19 protein-coding genes are annotated in these 23475 nt (G+C 51.9%); 6 read left to right on the top strand and 13 right to left on the bottom strand.

Annotated features, from left to right (window positions below; translation table 11 throughout):
* Positions 1-43: 43 nt before the first annotated feature.
* From HNQ57_RS12330 to HNQ57_RS12355, 6 genes are all read right to left on the bottom strand, one after another.
* The gene (locus tag HNQ57_RS12330; protein ID WP_184463379.1) at positions 44-328 is read right to left on the bottom strand and encodes a hypothetical protein; all 285 of its coding nucleotides are present in this window, start codon (positions 326-328) and stop codon (positions 44-46) included.
* The gene (locus HNQ57_RS12335; protein WP_184463381.1) at positions 325-927 is read right to left on the bottom strand and encodes a tetratricopeptide repeat protein; all 603 of its coding nucleotides are present in this window, start codon (positions 925-927) and stop codon (positions 325-327) included. Before HNQ57_RS12335 ends, HNQ57_RS12330 begins: the two co-directional genes overlap by 4 nt.
* Positions 911-3787 carry a tetratricopeptide repeat protein gene (locus HNQ57_RS12340; protein ID WP_184463383.1) on the bottom strand — a complete coding sequence of 959 codons (2877 nt, stop codon included), beginning with the start codon at positions 3785-3787 and terminating at the stop codon, positions 911-913. The genes HNQ57_RS12335 and HNQ57_RS12340 overlap by 17 nt, the downstream gene beginning before the upstream one ends.
* Complete coding sequence (locus tag HNQ57_RS12345; RefSeq protein ID WP_184463385.1) at positions 3784-5655, bottom strand: tetratricopeptide repeat protein; 1872 nt, start codon at positions 5653-5655, stop codon at positions 3784-3786. The genes HNQ57_RS12340 and HNQ57_RS12345 overlap by 4 nt, the downstream gene beginning before the upstream one ends.
* A gap of 350 nt (positions 5656-6005) precedes the next feature.
* Entirely contained in the window at positions 6006-7724 is a 1719-nt protein-coding gene (locus HNQ57_RS12350; protein ID WP_184463387.1) for a bifunctional protein-serine/threonine kinase/phosphatase, read from the bottom strand.
* A gap of 51 nt (positions 7725-7775) precedes the next feature.
* On the bottom strand, positions 7776-9248 hold the full coding sequence (locus HNQ57_RS12355; RefSeq protein WP_184463389.1) for a NarK family nitrate/nitrite MFS transporter: 1473 nt from the start codon (positions 9246-9248) through the stop codon (positions 7776-7778).
* Positions 9249-9662: 414 nt separating this feature from the next.
* Between HNQ57_RS12355 and nirB the strand changes: the two genes are divergently transcribed.
* The 3 genes from nirB (at position 9663) to ppa (ending at position 13295) form a co-directional block, all read left to right on the top strand.
* On the top strand, positions 9663-12215 hold the full coding sequence (gene nirB, locus HNQ57_RS12360) for a nitrite reductase large subunit NirB (protein ID WP_184463391.1): 2553 nt from the start codon (positions 9663-9665) through the stop codon (positions 12213-12215).
* 67 nt (positions 12216-12282) lie between these two features.
* Complete coding sequence (gene nirD / locus HNQ57_RS12365; protein WP_184463393.1) at positions 12283-12606, top strand: nitrite reductase small subunit NirD; 324 nt, start codon at positions 12283-12285, stop codon at positions 12604-12606.
* Between the two features lie 161 nt (positions 12607-12767).
* Positions 12768-13295: an inorganic diphosphatase gene (ppa, locus tag HNQ57_RS12370; protein ID WP_184463395.1), complete on the top strand. Its 528-nt coding sequence runs from the start codon at positions 12768-12770 to the stop codon at positions 13293-13295.
* A 211-nt stretch (positions 13296-13506) separates the two neighbouring features.
* Here ppa and HNQ57_RS12375 read toward each other — a convergent pair whose 3' ends face one another.
* From HNQ57_RS12375 to HNQ57_RS12385, 3 genes are all read right to left on the bottom strand, one after another.
* Positions 13507-13983, bottom strand: a complete 477-nt coding sequence (locus HNQ57_RS12375) for a hypothetical protein (RefSeq protein ID WP_184463397.1) — start codon at positions 13981-13983, stop codon at positions 13507-13509.
* 92 nt (positions 13984-14075) lie between these two features.
* Positions 14076-14867, bottom strand: a complete 792-nt coding sequence (gene cysE / locus HNQ57_RS12380; protein WP_184463399.1) for a serine O-acetyltransferase — start codon at positions 14865-14867, stop codon at positions 14076-14078.
* Positions 14868-14877: 10 nt separating this feature from the next.
* On the bottom strand, positions 14878-15600 hold the full coding sequence (locus tag HNQ57_RS12385; protein WP_226968294.1) for a M15 family metallopeptidase: 723 nt from the start codon (positions 15598-15600) through the stop codon (positions 14878-14880).
* Positions 15601-15694: 94 nt separating this feature from the next.
* On the opposite strand from HNQ57_RS12385, the gene HNQ57_RS12390 reads away from it, so the two are divergent.
* Together HNQ57_RS12390 and HNQ57_RS12395 are read left to right on the top strand one after the other, a co-directional pair.
* Entirely contained in the window at positions 15695-16738 is a 1044-nt protein-coding gene (locus HNQ57_RS12390; RefSeq protein WP_221301691.1) for a patatin-like phospholipase family protein, read from the top strand.
* Between the two features lie 87 nt (positions 16739-16825).
* On the top strand, positions 16826-17149 hold the full coding sequence (locus HNQ57_RS12395) for a Rieske (2Fe-2S) protein (RefSeq protein WP_184463401.1): 324 nt from the start codon (positions 16826-16828) through the stop codon (positions 17147-17149).
* On the opposite strand, the gene sfsA is transcribed toward HNQ57_RS12395, so the two are convergent.
* Positions 17146-17853 carry a DNA/RNA nuclease SfsA gene (sfsA, locus tag HNQ57_RS12400; RefSeq protein ID WP_184463403.1) on the bottom strand — a complete coding sequence of 236 codons (708 nt, stop codon included), beginning with the start codon at positions 17851-17853 and terminating at the stop codon, positions 17146-17148. The genes HNQ57_RS12395 and sfsA overlap by 4 nt on opposite strands.
* A gap of 130 nt (positions 17854-17983) precedes the next feature.
* Here sfsA and HNQ57_RS12405 point away from each other — a divergent pair, with 130 nt between their 5' ends.
* Positions 17984-20665, top strand: coding sequence for an AsmA family protein (locus tag HNQ57_RS12405; RefSeq protein ID WP_184463405.1), 2682 nt, complete (start codon positions 17984-17986; stop codon positions 20663-20665).
* A 20-nt stretch (positions 20666-20685) separates the two neighbouring features.
* Here HNQ57_RS12405 and HNQ57_RS12410 read toward each other — a convergent pair whose 3' ends face one another.
* The 3 genes from HNQ57_RS12410 to HNQ57_RS12420 form a co-directional block, all read right to left on the bottom strand.
* Entirely contained in the window at positions 20686-21747 is a 1062-nt protein-coding gene (locus HNQ57_RS12410) for a class I SAM-dependent methyltransferase (protein ID WP_184463407.1), read from the bottom strand.
* A 48-nt stretch (positions 21748-21795) separates the two neighbouring features.
* Complete coding sequence (locus HNQ57_RS12415; RefSeq protein WP_226968295.1) at positions 21796-22515, bottom strand: pseudouridine synthase; 720 nt, start codon at positions 22513-22515, stop codon at positions 21796-21798.
* Positions 22516-22607: 92 nt separating this feature from the next.
* The gene (locus HNQ57_RS12420; protein ID WP_184463409.1) at positions 22608-23405 is read right to left on the bottom strand and encodes a transglutaminase-like domain-containing protein; all 798 of its coding nucleotides are present in this window, start codon (positions 23403-23405) and stop codon (positions 22608-22610) included.
* Positions 23406-23475 lie beyond the last annotated feature (70 nt).

Raw genomic sequence — 23475 nt, forward strand, 5'->3', positions numbered from 1 at the left:
CTCAAAAATGTAATGTCTAATGCGCCTGAAGATATCTTCTGCACTACCAGTTATTGGACTGTAAACGCCAGTAGCGATAAGCGCGGTGGGCCTGATGCCATTCGGCGTAACGCTGAAATTCGTCGGCGTTAATGGGCTTGGGGCTCTCATCAATCAACTGCGGCGGCCGATCGATATCACTCACCGGCTCGTCCCCCCAGGGCATTAAATACAAACCCACCGCCGCCTCATCATCACCGTGAATCGTCACGCCCATATCTTGCTCGGCAGCGGCTGGCAGCGCGGCGCTTAACACCAATGTCGCTGTTAAAAATTGAATGCCCTTCATCTGTTCACCTGCGACATATTCACCGCAACATAATCGCTTGCGGACTCCAGATTATGGATCCATGCGCTGACCAGCATATTGTCACCGCCGGTCAGTTCCTGATAACGGCGGTAGTGCTCAAGTGCTTGGTCACCGCGTTTAAACACCGTTTCGTAAAGAATGCCCAGGTTCAAATGCGCGGGAGCGTAATCACCGCGAACAGCCAATGCCTTGGTATACCAATCTAAAGCACCGGTAAAATTTCCGCTTTTGCTGGTAACAAAGCCCATCCAATTTAACGCTGTAACATTTTGCGCATCCCGCTGTAGCGCAGCCAAAAAGTACTTGGCCGCAGACTCTTGTTGCTGCTGGCGCGCCGCGAGTATCCCCAAATTAGTCAGCGGCCCAGTGGCACGAGGATGTCGCTCACTCAATGCTAAAAATGCTTGTATGGCGCTTTGACTATCGCCGCTTTTCATTAGCACTAGTGCATTATCAAATTCTGTCAGCGCGGATTTAGCGGCGGACTGACTCGACCTCATTGGCGGCGGCCCTGCACTACACCCAGCCACCGTGGCTATTATTAGTAGCACCGCAAAAATCCTAATTAAGCGAGTCATAGCTATTCTCCAATTCAGGCTGTTTGCCATATTTAGCAGGGGCGAGTTCGGCCAAAGCCACAAGACTCTTACGCATACCGGCGGTCCACACGCCCTCGCGAACCCGCGCCACATTGGCTTCAAAAGCGCTAATCGCTTTCTCTTCAAAGGGGTAGGCTTGCTCTTCCAAAAGCAAGGTGTACTCATCAAGGACATCACCGTGTAATTCACGCGGTGTTTCCGATTTTATTAAGGCAGCCGCAAAGTGACGATAAAGCTCGCCCAGTTCGTGACCAGCAACAGTAGTAATATCGGCAAAACCATAGGCTGCTGCGCGCGCCAAACTGTCGATAGCGGTTTGCATAGCGCGCTGACGCCGAGGCAAACTGTTGGCGATAGGTAGCCTCAGTTCAACGCTATTAGCTTGCTGCACATCGACCATCGCCAATTGCAAACTGGCATCGGCAGCGAGTAATTGCGATGCGACAAGTGGCATCTCTGCAGCCTGATCGGCGGCGATAATTTCGCGCAAATAATTTAAATGCTCAGGGCTATTGGCCTTTGCCATCGTCGCCAAACGCTGACGAAACTGCTGAGCCTCCAGCAGCGGCGTCGGAAATTGCGCAATATAATTTTTTATCGCAGTGCGAGCTGCCTCCCCCTGACCGGCAGAGTCATAAAGCCTTGCCGCCAGGGCACTGGCCTGACGACGAGTTTCAAACGCCTCGTCACTGCGCGTGGCAATGCGAGCGTAAACCCCGGCGGCAAGTACCGGTTGCGCCGATTTCTGATAGGTTTCGGCAAGCAACTTATCTCCCTCCGCCGCCATAGCATGGCGTGGGAACGCGCGCTGAAAATCCTGCAGCACACTGGCCGCTTTACCCCAGCCTTGGCTGGCATAAAGCTGCCCCGCCGCATCGAAACTGGCATTGGCCCGTAATTCCGCTGTTGGACTTAACTGCGCGGCGCGCATAAATAAATTTGCCGCCAAAACACTGTCACCGGCATTTCTGGCCACTTCCCCACGACGATATACCGATACCGACAAACGGTCTGCCGCCATTTTTTGCAGCGCCGACTCAGCCTCGAGCATCGGCAATAGCTTGCTGTAGTAAATCTCAGCTTGCGTATAATTGTCTTGGGCAAAAAAGGCGTCAGCAGTCACACTTAGTGCCTTTTGCGTCAAACTCGACGCTGGCAATGGCGCACCTGCCAACAGTGGCACACACAACGCAAGGACTTCGTCATAGCGCTTTAGCGCGTACAAATCCTCGGCGCTAGCCAGCACTACGCGACTGCGTTCAGGGTGGTGGGGGAAAACGCTGGCGAGTTGCGCACTGGCGGCAATTACCGCTTGCTGGGCGGTATCGCGCTCTTGCGCTGGCGCAACCGCCAGCCATGCTCTATATGCTTGTACCGCCGCCAACGCCGCATCCCCAGCCTTGTCGTACGCGAGCAAATCGTAGGCTACTAAGGTGTATTGCCGAGCGGCGGCATTAAGCTCGCCCGCGTCAAATAGCACATCAGCATAGCGCATGCTTGTTGTCGCAAATTCTGGGTCATTGGGGAACATGACGAGCATTTCGCGATAGCCCGCCGCCACCGCGACAAAACGTGCTTGGCGTAAATTGGCTTCGCTATCCGGCGTCTGCTGCGCCTCGGCATGGCGAAAGCGCACCACCTCAACCATATAATCCCGTATTAAATTTAACTTGGCTGGCGCTGTATCCGCTGCGGCTGCCGCGACTAAGTCATTCGCATAACGCTTGATATACGCCTCTTGCGCAGCAATCATTAAGGCGGTAAATCCACCTTGTTTATAGGCCGAAATCGCTTTTTCGCTGTAGCTAATGGCTAAGTCATGCTGGGGGTAAGCACTCGCAAAAGCGTCAAATACGCTCGCCGCATCGGTGTAACGTTGCTTACCTAGCAGGAGCTCGCCAAGACTGCTATATACCAAAGGGGAGAATTGCTTGCCGGAGAGTGCCGCAAAATAGGCGTTAATATTATGCCCTTCCGGCTTTGCGGCCAGCGCCAAACACAGACCCCGCAAGCTGTCACTCAACAATTCTGCTTTCGCAGCCGGGACCAGCGCCGTTAACTCCGCCACGCTGCGCACCTCCCGACGAGGCTTCAATTGCATCAGAATCGCCGTAAAGGCATCGACGGCCAAGTCGGGGCTACTCAGCAGATACTGGCTCCACGCGTATTTATACTGCGCCATCTGCCAGTAGGGCATGGCAGCATCTTGGGTGATTAATTTACCGTACTGGGCAGCAGCCTCGGCATAGCGCTTGCGCAAATAAAGCATTTCGGCAGACCGAAACAAGGCGTCATTTGCACGAGAAGACTTGGGAAAGTCCTCTGCTAAGCCCCGCAAGGTATCAATAGCAAGCTCCGCGCGACCCGACAATTCGTAGGCTCGTGCCAACTGATATATCACATGATCTGTATTTGGGTAGTCGGGAAATTCAAGCAGAAGATCGCGATAGAGCCCGATGGCCAACGCGACCTCGTCCGCGTTAATATCAAGACCTTGCCCCGCGGCCTCAATACGCAAATCTGCGGAGCGACGTATTGCCTCAGCCCGCACACCGGGCGCCGAATCTAGCGTTAATATGGCTTGGTAGTGCTTTAAGGCGGCAGCCTCAACGCGCTGACTCTCGGCGTCAATATCTGCTATTTTCTTGGCAGGCAGTTTTTCCATGAACAAACGATCAGGACCCTGACCATTCCGCGCCAACATCCCACCGATGGTTTGCGACTCGCCACCTGGCTTTACACTCTGCTGACAAGCGCTAAGCAGAGTGCATACGAGTAATAGCGTCGCGACAACCGGCAGGCCTAGGTGTTTTGATTGATACGTTGTGACGACTGTCATCGTCTCAGCTCCCCATCCCATACCACACCGCTTAACTTGCGCCGCGTATTCTCATGGTTCCTTGCCAAGGCAAAGCTGGCCTCGGCTAAATACATTTCCGTACGCCGGTGATGACGACCGATTTCAGCCAGTGCCTCGCGATCTAACGTCGCTGCCCGCGTTGCGATACTCGCCGTCAACCGTGGCAACAACGCCGCTAGCTTCGCGTTAAATTCTCCGCCACCCACCGCAACTAGCGCACCAGCCTGATATGCGCCGAGTAAATTGCGAATACGTACTAATTGACGATACTCGCTCAGTGCCTGGTGAAAATTAGGACTATCAAGCAATAAGTCGAGGTAAGCATCCTTATCCTCGTATAAGGCCGACAGCCAAATATCCCAGCCACTGCCGCCACGCTGATCAGCTAGGTCAATCGCAGCGCGCAAGCCGCCACGTTGAATATCGGCGCTTGCTCCACGCAAGTGTTGTAATGCCGCTTGCAAACGACTGCTTGCAGCGACGTAATAGCGCTCAGCGCGTTGTGCCTGACCCGCCCAATGTGACATTACGTAGGGCAAAATCAACAAACCTTCCTGTACTGCGGGATCTAGTGGGTCGCGATTTACCAACTCCATCCACGGCACCATCGCCGCCTGCAGATCCTCTTCCTTACCGCCAGAAGCGATCGCCCACGCTCGTCGAAATGGTGTATGTCGCCGTGCCCACGCTATTTCATCCTCTGATCCTGACCACAAATAAGGCGTGGCTGTCGCTATTGCCTGGCGGGAATGGTCATCGCTCGCGACCAACGGCGCCGCCTGATTCTGACGTGGGCTCAGCAAAGCCCAACCAAGACCTACCAGCGCCTTATTAGCATAGGGACTCAAGCGCCGTACTTGACTGAAATAATTTACCGATTGCTCGCTGTCGCCCTGCTTTAAAAAATGATAACCCAGCGCCAAATTGACTTTATCGCGAAGGAGTAACTCATCCGGCGCAAGCAACTCCCCTTCGCTCAGTGCCGCGAGAAGGGCGACACCTTCGGCATATTTTCCCTGTTGAATGAGGCCGGCGCCGGTATTGAAATGACTAAACATACTACTGGGCTTGGATTCTTCACTTAGCCGATCAAACTCGACAAGGCCCTGTAAGCTCGTCGGAACTTCCGTTAACCCCAAGTCGCGCGCACTGCGACTTAAGGCGAGCTTTACTTGTTCAGAAAATTGCCCCGCGCTGACACCACGTTTAATCATCACCATTGCATCAGCGAGGGCGTCGAAAGAAAAATGCCGCTTGGCATTGAAGTAAATTGATCTGAAACGGGGATGACTATAGCCACTGCTCACGCTATTTTCGGGGCCATGATCATGTAATTGAATCGCGACTTTGTCTTGCCATTGCAACCAGCCGCCGCGAATCAGCTCTAATTCCCACTGGGTATTTTCCGCAACCGAAATCGCTTTTTCGAAGCGCGGGTATAAGCGCTCGGCGTGGGGGCCGGCGCCCACCTCTGTCACTGCAAATTTAACACTTATCGTATGATTTTCTTCGGGTAACGCCAATTTGCTTAAAAGATGTAAGCCGCCGTCGAGCAAGGTTTGGGTTTCTAATTCACTGTAGCTATAACGTGCCCTTTCGCGGCCGTCAACACTCACCCTTACCGACTGAATTGTAAAACGTTTATCACTATTGGCAATATAGAGCGCGATGGTGGGCGTGCGCGTGGGCAATTTCTCTTCGGCTAATTTTATATCACTGAATAAATTTAATGCCTCAGTTTTTAAACTGGCGCCGTCACTTGCATTCACCACTGCCGAAAGCAGGAGCAAAACACTGTAGAGCGCGCATTTAATAACACCAAGCAATGGAATTTTCACCAAGCACATCGACGTATTTCCAGTCCTTTACCGAACAGTGCAGAACCTAAAGTACTGCACTCCCTTATTCACCAACGTGTTCACGTTAGTGATAGCAAAAGCCGCGCCAACGGTATGAAATTATTTGTGCACTGACGAATTAGCTAAGGCTTTCGGTGAAATAGGCGGTGGTTCTGCGCACAAGGGCACAAAAATCACGGGCAACGGGGATGTTTGCTGTACGACAAAAAACAGGAAAGGCCGTTTTTGTGATTTCAGTGCACCACTTTCAAACATAGAGAAAATGGCATTTCAGTGTGCATTGCACCACATATGACCAAAAATAAAGAACATGGAATTACGATGTGCCAACGCCGTCACTAATGACCCAAACTCCAGATCAGGCAAATGAGTAATATCAAGGATATTCCCTGCCAAACCATCAAGGGATTACGGCTTAGCAATGGCTGGAAATTATCCTTACTATACACTGGGTTAGGAAACTGAAGGTCGTGAACAAACTCAGAAATATCGTTATAGCGAAGTTCCGGACTAATGCTCAAAGCACGGCATAGGGCAGCGTCTAGCCAAAGCGGCACATGAGGGTTGTAATGACTTGCCGAAATATATTCAAGACGCGTAAACGCAGCTGTTGTCGTGCAATTTTCCAAACGACCTTGATAAGGCTTATGCGCCGTGAGCATTTCAAACACAATGGCGGCCAGCGAAAATTGATCGGCCTTGGTGCTAGGGCGTCGCCCCAACACATGTTCCGGCGCCGAGTACTGAGCCGTTCCAAGCACCCTGTCGCGAATGATTGGCACGGCAATTTCGGCTAAACCAGCAACATAGCAAGAACCAAAGTCGATAATTTTTACCCGAGCATTATCTCCTATCAAAATATTATCGGGTTTAACATCCTGATGAATTGTGTCGCGGCGATGCATCGCCTGCAGGCCCTTAGCCGCAGGCAAAATAATATCCAACATTTGCTGCGTCGATGGCTGCGGATGATCAGTCATCCACTGGCCAAGGGTTTTCCCCGGCTCGAATGCCGACAAATAGTACAAGCACGTCGGCGTCTGTGGCGGATCGATGACCTCGATGACGTATTCACTCTGAATACGCCGCCCCACCCAGCTCTCTAAAATAAAGCGTTCGATGTAGGCTGGGTCGTCATTAAAATTTGCCGATGGCGTTTTCATCGCGTAGTGCCGATCAGCCGTAGCATCGTATACTTTGTATAGTTGACTGCGAGGGCTGGCGTGAATCTCATCCTCAATAACCAAACCATCCACCACCATGCCCGCAGATAGCGGCGGGGGAAATGGCAAGGCGGTCAATTTTCGATAGACATCGCCCGCATCTTCCAGCGGCAAGGCCTCAATCCGCAATAACTGACAGCTTAGATTATCGTCACTGCCCGCAGCTAGGGCATCGTCAATCATTCGCTGACAAGCCTGATCGAGATCATCGCCCGCATCACTAATAATGGCCTGCATACGGCTACTATTTAAAAAATCGTGAATACCATCGGTGCTCAATAGAAAAATATCCGCCAAGGCCACATCGGCCGCGCGGTAGTCCACATCTAAGTTAATATCCAAGCCCATGGCGCGGGTTAAATACGATTTCCCCCGACTTATGGGCATGGCGTGATCGCGCGTTAGCAGTTCAAGACAGCCATCGCGCAATCGATAAATTCGGCTGTCGCCAACATGGAATAAATGTGCAGTTTGCGACTTAAAAACGGCAATACTCAAGGTCGACACATAGCCTTTTTCAGCCTGCAAATAATTTTGGCCCTGACCATACAGCCAGCGGTTTAAAGCATTTAGCACCTGTTGGGCGGAGCGCTTAACTGACCAAGAATCCGGCGTCGAAAAATAGTCGCTCAAAAAACCGGTAACACAGGTTTCTGCGGCTTCTTTGCCTGCCTCGGCTGCCGACACACCATCGGCAATAACCGCAACCGCGCCCTTGGTCGTCAACTGCTCATCTTTGGGAACGCAAATCCCCAAGCTGTCTTCATTAACGGATTTTTGCCCAGCGCTGCTGCGCTGGGCAATGGCCAATTTCAAACCGCCATCAAAGTGCATTAAAACGTCCCAAGGTGAATCACCGAGTAAGTTCTGAACAACCCTAGCACTTTAGCTTACTTCGATCAGCGCGACACTGCCGTCGTCATTCACTTCGGCGGTATGACCTTGCGGCTCTTCCATGAATTGCACTGCGATAAAGATCACTCCAGCGCAGGCTGCAATGACGAGGAAAAAGTTCGACGCGCTAACAAAAGACAATACCGTCAAAAAGATGACCGCGCCAACGTTGCCATACGCGCCGGTCATACCGGCAATCTGGCCGGTCATGCTGCGCTTAACTAAAGGAACGATCGCGAAAACAGCACCCTCACCAGCTTGAACAAAGAAGGAACAACACATGGTTGCAAGCACAGCAACCCAGATCGTCCAGCTCGAATCGATATTGCTCAATACCATGTAGCCAATAGCCAAACCACAAATCAAAATAGACAAGGATTTACGACGTCCGAATTTATCAGACAAATAGCCGCCGCCGGGGCGCGCCACCAAATTCATAAAGGCGAAACCCGAGGCCAACATACCCGCAGTTACCGCACTCAATTCAAAGGTTTCCATAAAGAATAATGGCAACATTGACACTACCGCCAACTCCGACCCAAAGGTCACAAAGTAAGCCACGTTTAAAATCGCGACCTGCTTAAACTTGTACTGCTGCATTTCCGGAATAGGAATATTGTTCAGCACATCACTATTAACCCGCAATATTTGGCTGATTTGCACAACAAACAAAACCACTAACACCGCATACAGCGCTACTGAAGCCGTGTCATTTAATAGGCCTAAATTCGCCGGCGACAATTTCCACGTTAAAGTGGCCAGCGCCAAATACATGGGCACACACATAATAATGTAAAAAATCAAATCACGTTTATTGCTAACAACTAAGCCGCCGGACTTTTTAGGTTTAAAGTAGGTAGAGCCCTTGGGTGTGTTGCGTGCGCGCCAGTAAAAGAACACACCGTAAATAGAGGCTACCACCCCCGTTGAGGCGATGGCGTAACGCCAGCCGTCTGGGCCACCAAAATACAGCGCCAACGTAGGCAGCGCCATCGCGGCAGCGGCCGAACCAAAATTACCCCAGCCGCCGTACACACCTTCAGCTAACCCTACCTGACGGGCCGGAAACCATTCACCCACCAAACGAATGCCAATAACAAAACCTGCACCGATAAAGCCCATCAAAAATCGTAATAGGGCAATCGCTTCATAGCTATTGGCAAATGCAAAGGCCACGCAGACCATACCGCCGGTCACCAATAGCGCGCTGTACACAATGCGTGGACCAAAGCGATCCACTAGCATGCCAACCACCACCCGAGCCGGAATAGTTAAGGCCACGTTCAGTATCATTAACGCCTTAACCTGTTGATTAGTCAGGTCAAAGGCTTCTTTAATTGACGACAGCATCGGCGCAAAGTTAAACCACACAACAAAGCTGAGGAAAAACGCAAACCAACTGAGATGAAGTAATCGAATTTTTTCTTGCTTGAGATCAAGCACATTTAAGGTCGAGGAAGACATTAACAGCTCCGTTATGGCCATTCAAAAGTATTACTCCTGAAGAGCAAGGCCTGTGCCAAACATGCACAGGCACCTGGAACGGAATCACTAAGGTACTGTTTACAAACGCTTATTTTTTATTTCCCGATGACAATTAGCCTGCGCCGCACTATTTTGGAGCGCCTAACACTTACACTAAGACGCGCGATAACGCACCAAAATAGACCCTGACGCCCCAGCAAACTCCTCGACCAGCCTAACTAGACCACCAAGATCGCCCTATAAAAGGGCGAAATCTCTGCATATCCTTTTAAAATCAATACCTTAATTAATGATCAAAACTGTGGCACAGCTTTTGCTTTTCTTTATGCAATATCCATTAGCAGCACCGGCCGCCCACGCACGCCATCGCACACAGCATTAAAGGAAGTAACCATGACTGACAAACAACGCCTGCTCATCATTGGTAACGGCCCAGTTGGCCACCAATTTATTGAATCCATTATTGAAAGCGGCAAAGGCGGGCAATTCGATATCACGGTTATTGGCGAGGAACCTCGCCCAGCGTATGACCGCGTTCACCTTACCGCGTGGTTTGAAACCCGCGAAGCCGCCTCGCTGAATATGGTCAAGGAAGGCTTTTACAGCGACAACAACATCACCGCGCTGACCCACGAGAAAGTCATTGCCATAGACCGCGCGGCGCAAACGGTCAGTACCGACAAAGGCGAACAATACGCCTACGACAAATTAATCTTGGCCACCGGTTCCTTTCCCTTTGTGCCACCGGTACCGGGCCACGATCGCAAAAACTGCTTTGTTTATCGCACTATAGAAGATTTAGAAGCCATCACCGCCGCTGCCGCTAATGCCAAAGTTGGCACAGTGGTGGGCGGCGGTTTACTTGGCTTAGAAGCGGCCAAGGCCATTATGGACTTGGGCCTCAAAACCCATGTCATCGAATTTGCTCCTCGCCTTATGGCGGTTCAGGTTGACGAAGGTGGCGGCGCATTGTTACGCCGTAAAATTGAAGATCTGGGCGTATCCGTCCACACCCAAAAGAACACCCAGCAAATCATTGATGGCGACGATTGCGTTCACAAATTGCAATTTGCTGACGGCGCAGAACTCGAGACCGATATATTAGTTTTCTCGGCAGGTATCCGCCCCCAAGATGCATTAGCGAGACAATGCGAACTGGCCATTGGCGAACGTGGCGGCATCGTCATCGACAATGCCTGCTTAACCTCTGACCCCGCGATTTACGCGATTGGCGAGTGCGCCCTGTGGGGCGGTCGCATCTACGGACTCATTGCGCCGGGCTGGGATATGGCCAGAGTTGCCGCCGACCATGTGCTGGGCGGAATCGAAGAGAAGGCGTTCACTGGCGCCGACATGAGCACCAAGCTCAAGTTAATGGGGGTTGATGTTGCTTCTATTGGCGACGCCCATGCCAGCACCCCAGGCGCCAAGTGCTACACCTTTATAGACGAGAAAGCGGAGGTCTATAAAAAGATTGTGGTTAGCAGCGATGGCCAACACCTACTTGGCTGCGTGCTTATTGGCGAGGCCAATGACTACGGCACCCTACTCCAGTTTGCCCTGAACAAAATCACCCTACCCGAGCAACCAGAAAGTATGATTCTGCCTAGTTTGGACGGCAGTGCTGGGGTTGGTTTAGGGGTTGACGCGCTTCCTGATGTCGCCCAGATATGCTCCTGCAACAACGTGAGCAAGGGTGGTTTATGCGCAGCGGTTCAAGGCGGCGCAATGACCGTAGGCGACCTTAAAGCCTGCACCAAGGCAGCCACCACCTGTGGCGGATGTACTGCGCTTGTCGGCCAGGTATTGAACGCCGAACTAACCAAAATGGGCGTTGAGGTGAACACCGACCTCTGCGAACATTTTCCCTACACCCGCCAAGAGATTTTCCACCTCGTTAAAGTTGGACAAATTAGATCTTTTGACGAGCTGCTGGAAAAACACGGCAGCGGCCACGGCTGTGAAATTTGCAAGCCTACCGCCGCGTCGATCATGGCCTCGTGCTGGAACGACTATATTCTCGAGCCCAAGCTTGCAGGCCTGCAGGACACCAATGACCGCTATTTAGCAAACATGCAAAAGAACGGCACCTACTCAGTGGTACCCCGCATGGCGGGTGGCGAAGTCACACCAGATGGCTTAATTGCGGTTGGCCAAGTAGCCAAAAAATATAATCTTTACACCAAGATCACTGGGGGCCAGCGCGTCGATTTATTTGGCGCCACCCTCGACCAGCTGCCCAAAATTTGGATGGAATTAATCGCCGCAGGGTTTGAGTCTGGCCACGCCTACGGCAAGTCATTGCGCACCGTCAAGTCCTGCGTTGGCTCTACGTGGTGCCGCTACGGTGTGCAAGACAGTGTTGGCAAGGCCATTGATTTAGAAAATCGCTACAAAGGCCTGCGCTCACCACACAAACTCAAAATGGCAGTTTCCGGCTGTACTCGCGAATGCGCCGAGGCGCAAAGCAAAGATGTTGGCGTTATCGCCACGGAAAAAGGCTGGAATCTTTACCTTTGTGGTAATGGTGGCATGAAGCCACGCCACGCCGACTTGTTCGCCTCGGACATCGACACCGACACAATGGTGAAATATATCGACCGCTTCCTGATGTTCTATGTGCGCACCGCTGACCGTCTGCAGCGCACTTCAGTATGGATGGAAAACCTCGAAGGCGGACTGGACTACCTCCGTAAGGTCGTTATCGACGACTCGCTAGGCATCTGCGCCGAGCTTGAAGCAGAAATGGCGAACGTCGTTGACACCTATCAGTGCGAGTGGAAAACCACCGTTGAAAACCCCGAGAAAGTGAAGCAATTCCGCAGCTTTGTGAATGCCGATAAAACTGACAAAGAAATTGTTTTCATTCAAGAGCGCGGCCAGATTCGTCCCGCCACCGACGCCGAAAAAATGACGAATGCAGACGACCTGATTGTGGTTGCCTAAACCATACTTAACGATCCACCGCGGTCAAATCGCGGTGGATCAAACTGCTCTATAAGAGGAATACACCATGTCTTGGACCACCGTTTGCCGCCTTGACGACATTCTGCCCAATGCCGGCGTCGCCGCATTAATAGACGAAACGCAAGTTGCTATTTTTCGGGTAGACGACAAAGTCTACGCCCTGGCCAACAAAGACCCCTTTAGTAAGGCCAATGTCCTGTCGCGCGGTATTGTTGGCAGCGTAAAGGGGACTCTGGTCGTTGCATCACCCATTTACAAGCAGCACTTTAGCCTTGAAGCAGGCAACTGCTTAGAAGACGAAACCGTATCCATTCCCTGCTACCAAGTTCGCACCGAGGGTGAACTGGTGCAAGTTCAAGTGAATTGCTAAACCGCAACACAGCGGATTGAACGAAGCCTTTTAGTCTCCCCCCTCGTCGGTTGCTACCCCGGTAGTAGCCGACCTTTTTCGACCTTTGGTAATAAAGCCTCACACAGTTTATAATCGGCCCAGATTTCAACCCTAACCACAACCCAATATGGAAGCCCGTCATGAGCTACACGCAAATTCCGGCCGGTAAAGACCTGCCTAACGACATCTTCGTTGCCATTGAAATTCCTGCCAATAGCAGCCCGATCAAATACGAAATCGACAAAGACTACGACGCGTTGATGGTAGACCGCTTTATGGCCACGCCGATGTTCTACCCAGCGAACTATGGCTACATTCCCAACACCCTGTCAGAAGACGGCGACGCACTCGATGTATTGGTCGTTACCCCATACCCAGTGGTACCCGGCTCAGTGATTCGCGCTCGTCCTATCGGCATCCTCAATATGAGCGATGAAGCGGGTAAAGACGCCAAGCTATTAGCCGTACCCCACGACAAACTTTCGGTTCTCTACAAAGATGTGAAGGAGCCTTCAGATCTTCCCGCGCTGCTGATCCAGCAAATTGAACATTTCTTTGAAAACTACAAAGATCTCGAGAAAGGCAAGTGGGTAAAAATTGACGGATGGGCAGGCAGTGAAGAAGCGCGCGCTGAAGTGATGAAAGCAGCTGCAGCCTACAAAGGCTAAGTCTTGCTGCGGGGTCGCTCAAGGCCCCGCGAACCCTCCCCGTAAAAACCAATTTAATTCAAAGAAAGCACCAACCCCGCCTTACAATCGAACTCAGCCAACACCGCGTCACACTCCACTTTTGACCGGACATCCAGAAGCGCAGACGAAAAAAAAGGACTCAATGAGCCCCCTTTTTGTGCGCACGCACTATTTAATACAAAACCATCAATCAGCCCACTTGCGGCATGGCTTTTAATAAGCGCTGGTATAATTTTGAGTTCTTACGAATTGACTTGTGTTTAGAATAAGCTTCAACGGCTTTATGCCACGCATCATCACTACCGTGGGCATTAAGCGAAAAACTGGTACAGACGGTTTTTTGCTCAAGCTTAGATGCCACACCAACCTGAAAAATTGGGGTTAAATTTCCGCTTTTCTCAGTTTTGAGTAAATAGCTAATTCCCCGCACCGTGCCATCACTTTTAAAACAGCGATCTTCTTTAGTTTCATCAAGATAGCGACGCTGCTCAGCTTCAAGAATCGCATCGCGTTCATTCGCTTGTTTCTCTACTTCATTTTTTAATTTACCTTCCAGCCGCGCACCACCGTTCTTCAGCGAAAAGTATTCCTGATACAGCTTCCCTGCTACCGTACGGCGCACCCGAAAGCCGTAAAACGCCTTATTATCTAATAGTTTAACGCTCACAAGCACCTCCCTTTGTGTAGTTATGCGACATCTATATCTCACAATATAACAGATGCGACCTAATAATACTGAGCCAAAAATAAACGGGCATGCTAGGCGTCATCGTTAATATATTGATCCATGTTTAACGCGGGCAAATCAACAGATAATACCCCGACTTGCTTTGCCGGCACTCCCGCTACTGTAGCATGCGGCGCCACAGTGTTTAACACCACACTACCCGCCGCAATTTTAGCTCCTTCACCAACAACAATATTTCCTAAAACCTTAGCACCAGCACTAATTAATACGCCATCGCGAATATGTGGATGGCGCGGGCCAGGTCCGCTGCCACAGCCGCCCAAGGTCACCGAATGCAGCATAGAAACATTGTTACCAACCACGGCGGTTTCACCAATGACTAAGCCAGTAGCATGATCGACCATCACCCCACAGCCGATGACTGCGGCCGGATGAATATCGACATCAAATACACTTGCAATTCTATTTTGCAAAAACAATGCCAGTGACTCGCGGTTCTGCGTCCACAACCAGTGGGCAATTCGATACGCCTGAATTGCCTGAAAACCTTTAAAATATAAAAACGGCATGCCGTAGTGATCGCAGGCGGGGTCGCGATCAAAATGGGCGCGGATATCCATGGCGGCCGAGTTTACAATGCTAGGATCACTGACAAAAGCTTCACTGAACACATCGCGAATCAGCATTGCAGGAACAGAATCGCAACCCACTTTAGATGCAATATGAAAACTGAGGGCATCGGCAAAATTCGCGTGATTTAAAATACTGGCGTGATAAAAGCTCGCCAGCACCGGTTCGTTGCGACCGTATTCCCGCGCTTCACTGGTCATGGCAAGCCACAAATCATTTACTGCTGCATTCATTACTAAAGCCTTATTTAAGCGCAATATAATTCACGGGATAGCACGCCTTTGGCACCACCACATAACGTGAATAAAGCTTATTTAACTCCGCCAAAACACTTTCTCGCAAGTGTAAAGTTGACACACTATTTAACACTTCAGCCAAGAGCTTTGCGCTTATCACGTCATCGCACTTTGCCGCTAAAGGCGCGTAACTTAAATGCCAACGCTCCGGCGCGATGCCGCCGCGATCAACCGCATAGGGTCGAAAAAAGCCATGGCCGTGACCATTGGCAAACTGCCGGTCTAACCACCGATGCATCGGGCCGAAAACACCGGCATCAGTAACCTCAGCGGGGGTTAACTGCACAGAATAATCGGCAGCAACCGCCGCCGCATCGTAAACATCGATATCGCTCCCCCAGTGATGTCGCGACGCGCCTGGCAAGGCTGACCAGCGCATAATGGCATTGATCAACTCTGACTCGCTTAGCGTATTGATATCGAGCGCGTGGCCCGCACTATCTAATACTGGGCGCCGCCCCTGGGCTTTCGCATTCCAAATGGCCAGCTGACGCTCAAAACTGCGATAACCGCTCACCAAACGCAAATCGAAACCCGCTTTTTTGGCGTCAGCACACAAGGCCGTTAACGGTGCGATAATGGCACGGTGCACAGGAATACCATTAAATAGCTCATTGGCGGAGTCATCGCGCCCTAAAACCAAATCGGCACTTACGGTTAGATCCATCATAGGTGCATACTATTCGCGCTGTTTAAGGTATTGAAGCTTCATGGCATCATACTACCGCCAAATGATCTGACTTGAAATTCTGGAGTAGGAATACGTGAACGAGTCCACTGGACATGTAAAAAAAATTGCCCTTGCCCTAGGCAGCGGTTCAGCTCGCGGGATGGCTCATATCGGCGTCATCCAGCGCCTCGACGAGCTCGGTATTCGCCCAGACATCCTCTGCGGCACCTCAGTTGGCTCAATTATCGCCGCCTGCTACCTCACCGGAAAACTCGATCATTTTGAACACTGGATCCAATCCTTAAGTACAACCCAAGTACTCCACTATATGAGTGTTAGTCTCGGCGCCACCGGGGGCGTAGCCCATGCAACTCGGCTGATCGACTTTTTTGCCCGAGAATATGGCAATCCAAACATCGAAGATTTAGACCAACCCTTTGCCGCCGTCGCCACCGACCTAGTGCGCGGCCGCGAAGTTTGGCTACAGCGCGGCCCGCTGTGGGACGCCGTACGCGCCTCTATGGCGATTCCCGGCATACTAACCCCCGTACCCTTCCGCAACTCTTGGCTCGTTGACGGCGGCCTTGTAAACCCTGTACCGGTATCCGTGTGTCGCGCCTTAGGCGCCGACATCATTATCGGTGTCGACCTGAATAGCGACCTCGTTGGTCGTCAGAAGGTCATCAGCAATGCGAAAGCGGCCAGCGCGGAAGAAATCGCTGAAGAGGAGGAGTCCGAAGAAGAGCTGCCCGTTTTCGAGGACAGCGAAGGTGACGAGGTAGATGGTCAAGACCCCTTTCTCGGCGCCGCATTTAGCCGCTTTGCCGCCTCGGTGAAGGAAGCTGCCAGTAATTTCCGCGGCAGTGAGGAAGACAAAAAGCCAGAACCGCCCGGCACCATTGCGGTAATGATGAGCGCTATCAATATTATGCAGGATCGCATCACTCGCAGCCGCCTCGCTGGCGAGCCAGCCGATATCATGCTGTGGCCGCGCCTCGGGCATATCGGTTTAATGGAATTCAGCAGCGCCGCCGAAGCCATTCAAGAGGGTCGCGACGCCGTCGACCGCATGCTGCCGGCCATTCGCCACGCCTTTAAAAGCGAAGGCGACGACCGCCTAATAGAACCCGGGCAATAAATTCCCCGCGCCAGCTCGGCCCTCACTCAAACCAACGTCGCTAGCGTATTGCAGCGCTAGCGACCAAAAACCTATACAAGCCACTTTATGCGCGTACTTTGCCACCTCAACGACATTCCCGACCCCGGTTCCAAGGGCTTTAAATCCGCAGAGCACAGCCTGTTTGCGGTTCGCCTGCGCGGACAGGTTTACGTCTATCGCAACAGCTGTCCGCACCTTGGCATTGAATTAAATTGGCAGGAGGATCAATTTTTAGACTACGACGACTCGCTGATTCAATGCGCGACCCACGGCGCTTTATTCATTATTGAAAATGGCGAGTGCATAGCCGGACCGTGTATCGGCAAAACCCTAGAAGCCGTCGACTTTCGCATTGACCGGGGCATGATAAGCGTCTGCGAACCAGATTAAAGACACACCGGTAGTGATGCGCCTAAAACCATCTGTTCAAGGCTGATGTTTGCCTTATACGCCAAAACCTCCAAACCGGCGTCAACGGCCTCACCTAAGGTGCGTGCGTACCCAGGATCAATATGGCTCGCCGCGGTGACCCGCTGAATACCCTCATGCAAAACGGCAAACAGCAGCACCACTCGCGCCCCCTGTTGCCGCAGCTCGGCTAATTCCTCGATATGCTTACTCGCCCGCTTGCTCACTGCATCGGGAAAGGCGCCAAGACCCTTGCCACAGTCCAAGGTCACCGACTTCACCTCAACATAACATTCAGGCAGTCCGTGGGTCGGCGGCGCATAGAAGTCAATGCGGCTGCCCGAAGCCAACTTCCTCTCCCGCTGCCACTGGGTGTATCCAGCCAAGTCAGCGACGCGCCCAGCTAGCAGCCCCTCATGAACCAGGCCATTAGCAAGCGCGGAATGAATACATACCGTCGCCCCAGCTTCGGTTTCAAGTAACTCCCAAGTCATACTGTATTTGCGTTTTAAGTTAGCACTACGCGACAGCCACACTCGGCTGCCCGGCTCGGCGCAGCCGGTCATGGCCCCGGTATTTGGGCAGTGCACCGTGATTTCCTCGCCGCTTTCTAAGACCACGTCAGCTAAAAAGCGCTTATAGCGCCGCAGTAAATAGCCGCCCTGTAACTCCCCATGCCATTGCACACCTACTCTCCTAGCAATCTGTAAATAGTGTAAATCTGCTTGTTTAGCGCCCCGCGCAAGTCCCAGCAAGCCGGTTAAACATGGTATCGTAGATTTTCAGATATTTGCGTATGAGCTTTAAACCAATACCATGATAAAAAAAACACTAATCGCTTTCGGCCTCCTGACTCTCATTGTCCTCATCACCGTTGCCACCGTCTTAATTCAGCCGCAACTACTGCGCGGCATCATCAGCAGTGGCGCGCAGCGCTTTGCCGGTTTAGAGGTTGAGATCAGCGATATACGCTCGCAGCTAAACCCCCTGCGCCTCGAAGTAGACGGCTTGGCGATTCGCAACCCCCACTGGCCACGGCCCACGCTATTAAATTTGGCGAACATCAGCATTAGCCTCAACGAGAATCCCTTTGGCAGTGAGCCATTTTGGACTCTTAACGCCGACGCACTGAATATACGACTCGAGCAAAATGAAGCGGGAGAATTCAATTGGATCAGTCCAGAACTACTCGCCAATAGCAACACCGCCAGCCCAGAACCCCAGGTCAGTACTGGGATGCCGGCGTTACCCGGCGATTTTAACTTTAATCACATCAGCCTAAAGAACATCAATTTCATATGGCGGGATAAAACCGGCGTTGAGCGCAGCGTCCATCTGCCCAAGGTCAGCGGTGAACGAGTAGAAGCGGGCAACGGCGATTTTTATATTGGCCTAGATTACCAAAAACAGCACTTTGAACTTAAGACCGACATCACCTTATTCGACCCCAAGAGCGGTGTACTCGTTTACGCATTGGCGCTCAAACACCAAGACCTCGATTTCAGCAGCGAAGGGAAATTGGTGCTCACACCCAATTTGGCGGGCAGCGCGATCAAGCTCAAACTCAATTTACGCAGTGTCAAAAATTTAGCCGCGCTCGCCAATACCGACGCGCCGGTGATCCCTAAGATACGTCTCGCGAGTACGCTCGCCATCAACCCCAACTACGAATTCACCGACATCATATTAAAACTCAATGACGACGAAATTCGCGGCGCGCTTACTGTTGATGCAGGCAGTTCCGCAGTGCGCGGCAAATTAAGCGCCGAATCCATTAATGTCGATAAACTCCTGTCAGCGCCACCGGCTGATACAAGCTCAGCAAGTACCAAAAACGCTGATGAGCCAAACAAAGAAACAGCCATCGACTGGGCATGGCTAGACACGACCCAACTTGCCCTCAAACTTAATATTGGCACCCTCACCGCGTCGGGCTGGCAACTGCAAGACCTCAGTAGCGATATCGCCATAAAAGAAAACATCAAGGTGATACTCGCCGCCGCAAGCATCACCGAGTTGGCCAATAGCCGTGAAATCAGCCAATTTAAGGCCGATGTCGATTTAAAGCCTCTCGCTAAAATCACCGACGCCGCCGACCTCGCCATGAGTTTAAAGCTGAGCATGGCCGGACTTGAGACCAGCGTTGATGGCAAGCTCAATGTCAACGGCATAGCGGGCACCGAACTGCAACTGCAAGCCGACGCCCCGCAGAGCGCAACGCTCTGGAAACTCGCCCAACTGCCCTACCAAGAAGCGGGTGCGATAAGCGTAAATGCCAATATTCAAACCCAAGCCGATCGCTACTCCGCCAAAGGCAGCGCCAGCATGGGCAAGCAAAACACCGAACTCGATTTGCAGTTTACTCCCGCCGCCAAAGAACAACTCGCCGAGCTCCGTGGCAGCATAAACTTGAAACGCATTGACCTCGCCTTTCTCAGCGCGCCAACCGCGACTACTAGTCCGACCGCTGCCCCGCCCGCAAAAAAGGGCAGCAAGCTCATTAGCAAAGACCCCTTCGACTTGAGCGCACTGCAAGCAATGAATGCCAATGTGAGTATTGCCCTGGAAGACATCGACACCGGCTACGCGCTTATTCGCAAAGCCAATCTCAAACCCAGCCTGCAAGCTGGCGTTCTAAATTTAAAAAACACCACCATCAACTTTGCCGGTGGCGACGCCAAATTGCGGCTAAAACTCGACAGTACTCAAAACCAAACTCGCATCGACCTAAAGCTCAGCGTGAATGCGGAAGATTACGGCAAACTCGGGCTAACCAAAGCCGCAGGTATTAATGGCGGTAACGGCGACATTCGCTTAAATGTGAATAGCCAAGGCGCCAGCCCCTATCTATTAGCCGCCAATATGAACGGTAAATTAGACGTAAAAATCACCGATTTAGTCGCCGAAGGTAATGCCCTGAATTTGATCGGCTCCGACGTACTCAGTGAAACTATTGATAAGCTCAATCCGTTTTCGGAGAAAAAAACCAGTACAGAAATTGAATGCATCGCCATTCACTTCGATGGCAAAAATGGTAAATTCATCAGCGACGACGGCATTGCTTTAGAAACCGCCCAAACCAAAATTATCGGCACCGGCCATTTTGATCTCGGCAAAGAACAACTCTTATTTGGGGTATCCCCTATCGCGCGCACCGGCGTAGGTATTAATGTCGGCGCCGCCGCAGGTTTGGTGCGACTTGGCGGCACTTTTAGCAAGCCGAAAATTGTCGCCGACCCATCGGGGATGTTTACCTCAGGGCTATCGACCGGCGCGGCGGTGTATACTGGCGGCCTATCTTTATTGGCACAAGGTTTACTGAAACGGGCTATTTACGCCGGTAGCGCCTGTGACGGCGCAATAGATGAGATTCCGACGGTAGACGAACTACCAGAAGAACTATTAAAGCCGCGCTTACCCGAAGCCACCCCGGAAGCGGGTAATACAGCCATCGCCCCTTCGGCACCAGCAGCACAAACTGCCAGCCCTCAAAACTGAGGGCTGGTGTATCAGCACAGTTACTTGCTCAAGCAAACGACTTTAAAGCCGTCCTGCTCAACAAGCACCTCGGCACCGGCAAACAGTGCCGCTGCTTTGCGCTCCAGCGGTATGAATTGATTCACCACGAACAAAGCCCGACCTTTACGGCCCAACAGCCGGTGGGCTGCGCCAATAAATTGATCGGTTAGCGACCCGGCAACAGCAAAGCCCTTATGAAAAGGCGGATTACACAACACTGCATCATAGGGGCCGCTTAAACCCGACGCACAGTCGGCCAATTCAATTTGCGCGCTAATCCCACTCACCTCACAATTTTTGCGAGCAGCCAGCAGCGCAGTGGCGTTATTGTCCGTGAGCAGCCAGTTGCTTGCGGGGAGCTGCGCCGCCGCCATCACCGTGATGAACCCATAGCCACAGCCAAGATCCACCAAGCTCGCCGGACGCTGAACAAAGCCAGCAAAAAATGCAGGTAATTGCTCAACTAATAAGGCGCTGCCACGATCAATTTTCTGCCAGCCAAACACTCCCGGCTTGCTATACAAGCTTGGTGACTGCGCTATTTCCTGTATTTGGGTATAGTCGCTGTCTGGCAGCAGGCCACTCGGCTCGGCGTATTTGCCAATGGTAGCGATATACGCTGCGCCGCCGTATTTTTTAATATCCGCAGAGCCGCCTACCAGCGCAGCCGCCTTTTTTGCGTAGTTGTGTAAACCATCATTTTTATGGCCGGCCAAATGCAGGCTACCACCAACAGGCAACGCGGCCAGAGCCTGATTAATTAAATAATTCACCAAGGCTTTTTCTTTAGACACCCGATAACACACTGTTTGCGGCCTAGGGATGTCGACCGGCACCACAAAATCAGCCAAGGTCACGGGGTAGCCCGCGCGACGCAAGAGCCCAGCGATATCACAGCGATTACTAAAACTATGCCAATCAGCCCGCGCAGCAGGCAAGGGCATCGCTGCAACGTGCTCGTCGGCAAACCACCAAGCCGGTGTAGGCATAGCTGAAAACTGCTGATACAGCGCCATTAAAGCGGTATCTGACGCGATGGAGTTTGGCTGTTCACTGCTCATTGCGATGGGAATCTCTAGGTAATTTACGCTGACCAAAATACATCAATACTATTTTTGAACACTGGCAACCTCGGCCGCCGTTAAATAGCGGTACTCACCTTCCGCTAAGTCGGCGTCCAAAACAATATCGCCAATTGCCTCGCGGTGCAGGCGGGTCACCAAATTACCTTCAGCACCAAACATTCGCTTAACCTGATGGTAGCGCCCTTCACAGATTTTTAAGCGCGCCACCCGCTCCCCTAAAATATCCAATTCGGCCGGCAGTGTGCGGGCCTTATCATCCTTTAGAAACACGCCGCGACTAAAATGCAGTTGGGCTTGCTCGTTAATCACTTCAGCGGTTTCAACGTAATAGCGCTTCCAACATTTCCGCTGAGGTGAGGTCACTGCGTGGGACCAGTTACCATCATCGGTGAGTAAGACTAGGCCGGTTGTATCAATATCGAGACGACCAGCCACATGCAAACGCTCAGGGTTATCTTCATCCATCAGGTCTAACACAGTTTGGTGGCGACGATCTCGCGCCGCGCAGATATAACCTTGCGGCTTGTTCAACATGATATAGCGGGAACTGGCGGCCCGCAGCGAATGACCGCTTAAGGCAAGTTCGGCATCTGCCGCAACCCCTTGCGCAGGATCACGCACAACGAGGCCATCTACGGTTATTTCACCGGCTTTAATCAGCTTTTTGGCATCACTACGGGAATAATCGGTCACACTGGCCAAATAACGATCCAGGCGCAGAGGTTTATTGCTGACGTTACTCACAAATCTGGCCACTCTTATATTAAGCGGCTATTGTCGGCCATGGCAGCACTGGCAGCAAGCGGCCGATGACCACCACGCTCAATGTTCGTCCTTTAGGCATGGCGCTTTTCAAGCAACTGCACGCGAACGTCTTTGACCACGGGGCTTACCGGCGGGCCAAACTGATTATAAATGGCAACATCAGCCGCGTCTCGTCCATAGCCAATAACCACATAGCCGCTGCGAAGCTCTGTCTGCGTCGCATCAAAGGTATACCAGCGGCCACCGACATAGGCTTCAAACCAGGCATGTAAATCCATGGGTTCAAGGCCATACATATAGCCCACCACCAAGCGCGCGGGAATACTAAGGCTGCGACACAGCGCAATTCCCAAGTGTGATAAATCGCGGCAAACCCCCGACTGCCTGGCATGTACCTCTACCGCAGAAATAGGCACTTCACTATTACCGGGTTCAAAACGTATCGAGTTGCGCAGCCAATCCTCAATCGCTTTAACCTGGTCGTAGCCCAGTGCTTTTCCCGCCACAATGGCAGTGGCCATCTGCCCAAAGCGGTCGGACTCACAAAACCGGCTGGGCAAAAGAAAACTGAGGACTTCATCTGGTAAATACTCAATATCGACAAACGGCGCCCCTGGCGACTGATCCATATAATCGGCCGTCATCACCTCGGCAGAGGTATAGATAGTTAAAGGCCCAGGCTGAGCAACTAAGCGTTGGCAGAGGTTGCCATAACCATCGGTAAACTCCATCACCGGAATAATCGGTGTGAGCATATACTCATCACTTGCCACCCATTGCTGACGCCCACTGCGTAGGCGCAGCATTAAAATAAACGGCGTCGGCACTGAGATTTCAAAACTCATTTCACAGCTGGTGCGTAGCCACATGCGGGGTATCCTCTCTCTTAGACGTAGGTGGAGCAATATTGGCACCGCGGTATCCATAGCCCGCCATACC

Source organism: Zhongshania antarctica, from assembly GCF_014202945.1.
Classification (GTDB): domain Bacteria; phylum Pseudomonadota; class Gammaproteobacteria; order Pseudomonadales; family Spongiibacteraceae; genus Spongiibacter; species Spongiibacter antarcticus.

What these genes read in the sequence shown, in the direction of transcription:
- HNQ57_RS12330 (WP_184463379.1), bottom strand. Translation starts at nt 328, where the DNA reads ATGAAGGGCATTCAATTTTTAACAGCGACATTGGTGTTAAGCGCCGCG.
- HNQ57_RS12335 (WP_184463381.1), bottom strand. Translation starts at nt 927, where the DNA reads ATGACTCGCTTAATTAGGATTTTTGCGGTGCTACTAATAATAGCCACG.
- HNQ57_RS12340 (WP_184463383.1), bottom strand. Translation starts at nt 3,787, where the DNA reads ATGACAGTCGTCACAACGTATCAATCAAAACACCTAGGCCTGCCGGTT.
- HNQ57_RS12345 (WP_184463385.1), bottom strand. Translation starts at nt 5,655, where the DNA reads ATGTGCTTGGTGAAAATTCCATTGCTTGGTGTTATTAAATGCGCGCTC.
- HNQ57_RS12350 (WP_184463387.1), bottom strand. Translation starts at nt 7,724, where the DNA reads ATGCACTTTGATGGCGGTTTGAAATTGGCCATTGCCCAGCGCAGCAGC.
- HNQ57_RS12355 (WP_184463389.1), bottom strand. Translation starts at nt 9,248, where the DNA reads ATGTCTTCCTCGACCTTAAATGTGCTTGATCTCAAGCAAGAAAAAATT.
- nirB (WP_184463391.1), top strand. Translation starts at nt 9,663, where the DNA reads ATGACTGACAAACAACGCCTGCTCATCATTGGTAACGGCCCAGTTGGC.
- nirD (WP_184463393.1), top strand. Translation starts at nt 12,283, where the DNA reads ATGTCTTGGACCACCGTTTGCCGCCTTGACGACATTCTGCCCAATGCC.
- ppa (WP_184463395.1), top strand. Translation starts at nt 12,768, where the DNA reads ATGAGCTACACGCAAATTCCGGCCGGTAAAGACCTGCCTAACGACATC.
- cysE (WP_184463399.1), bottom strand. Translation starts at nt 14,867, where the DNA reads ATGAATGCAGCAGTAAATGATTTGTGGCTTGCCATGACCAGTGAAGCG.
- HNQ57_RS12385 (WP_226968294.1), bottom strand. Translation starts at nt 15,600, where the DNA reads ATGATGGATCTAACCGTAAGTGCCGATTTGGTTTTAGGGCGCGATGAC.
- HNQ57_RS12395 (WP_184463401.1), top strand. Translation starts at nt 16,826, where the DNA reads ATGCGCGTACTTTGCCACCTCAACGACATTCCCGACCCCGGTTCCAAG.
- HNQ57_RS12405 (WP_184463405.1), top strand. Translation starts at nt 17,984, where the DNA reads ATGATAAAAAAAACACTAATCGCTTTCGGCCTCCTGACTCTCATTGTC.
- HNQ57_RS12410 (WP_184463407.1), bottom strand. Translation starts at nt 21,747, where the DNA reads ATGAGCAGTGAACAGCCAAACTCCATCGCGTCAGATACCGCTTTAATG.
- HNQ57_RS12420 (WP_184463409.1), bottom strand. Translation starts at nt 23,405, where the DNA reads ATGTGGCTACGCACCAGCTGTGAAATGAGTTTTGAAATCTCAGTGCCG.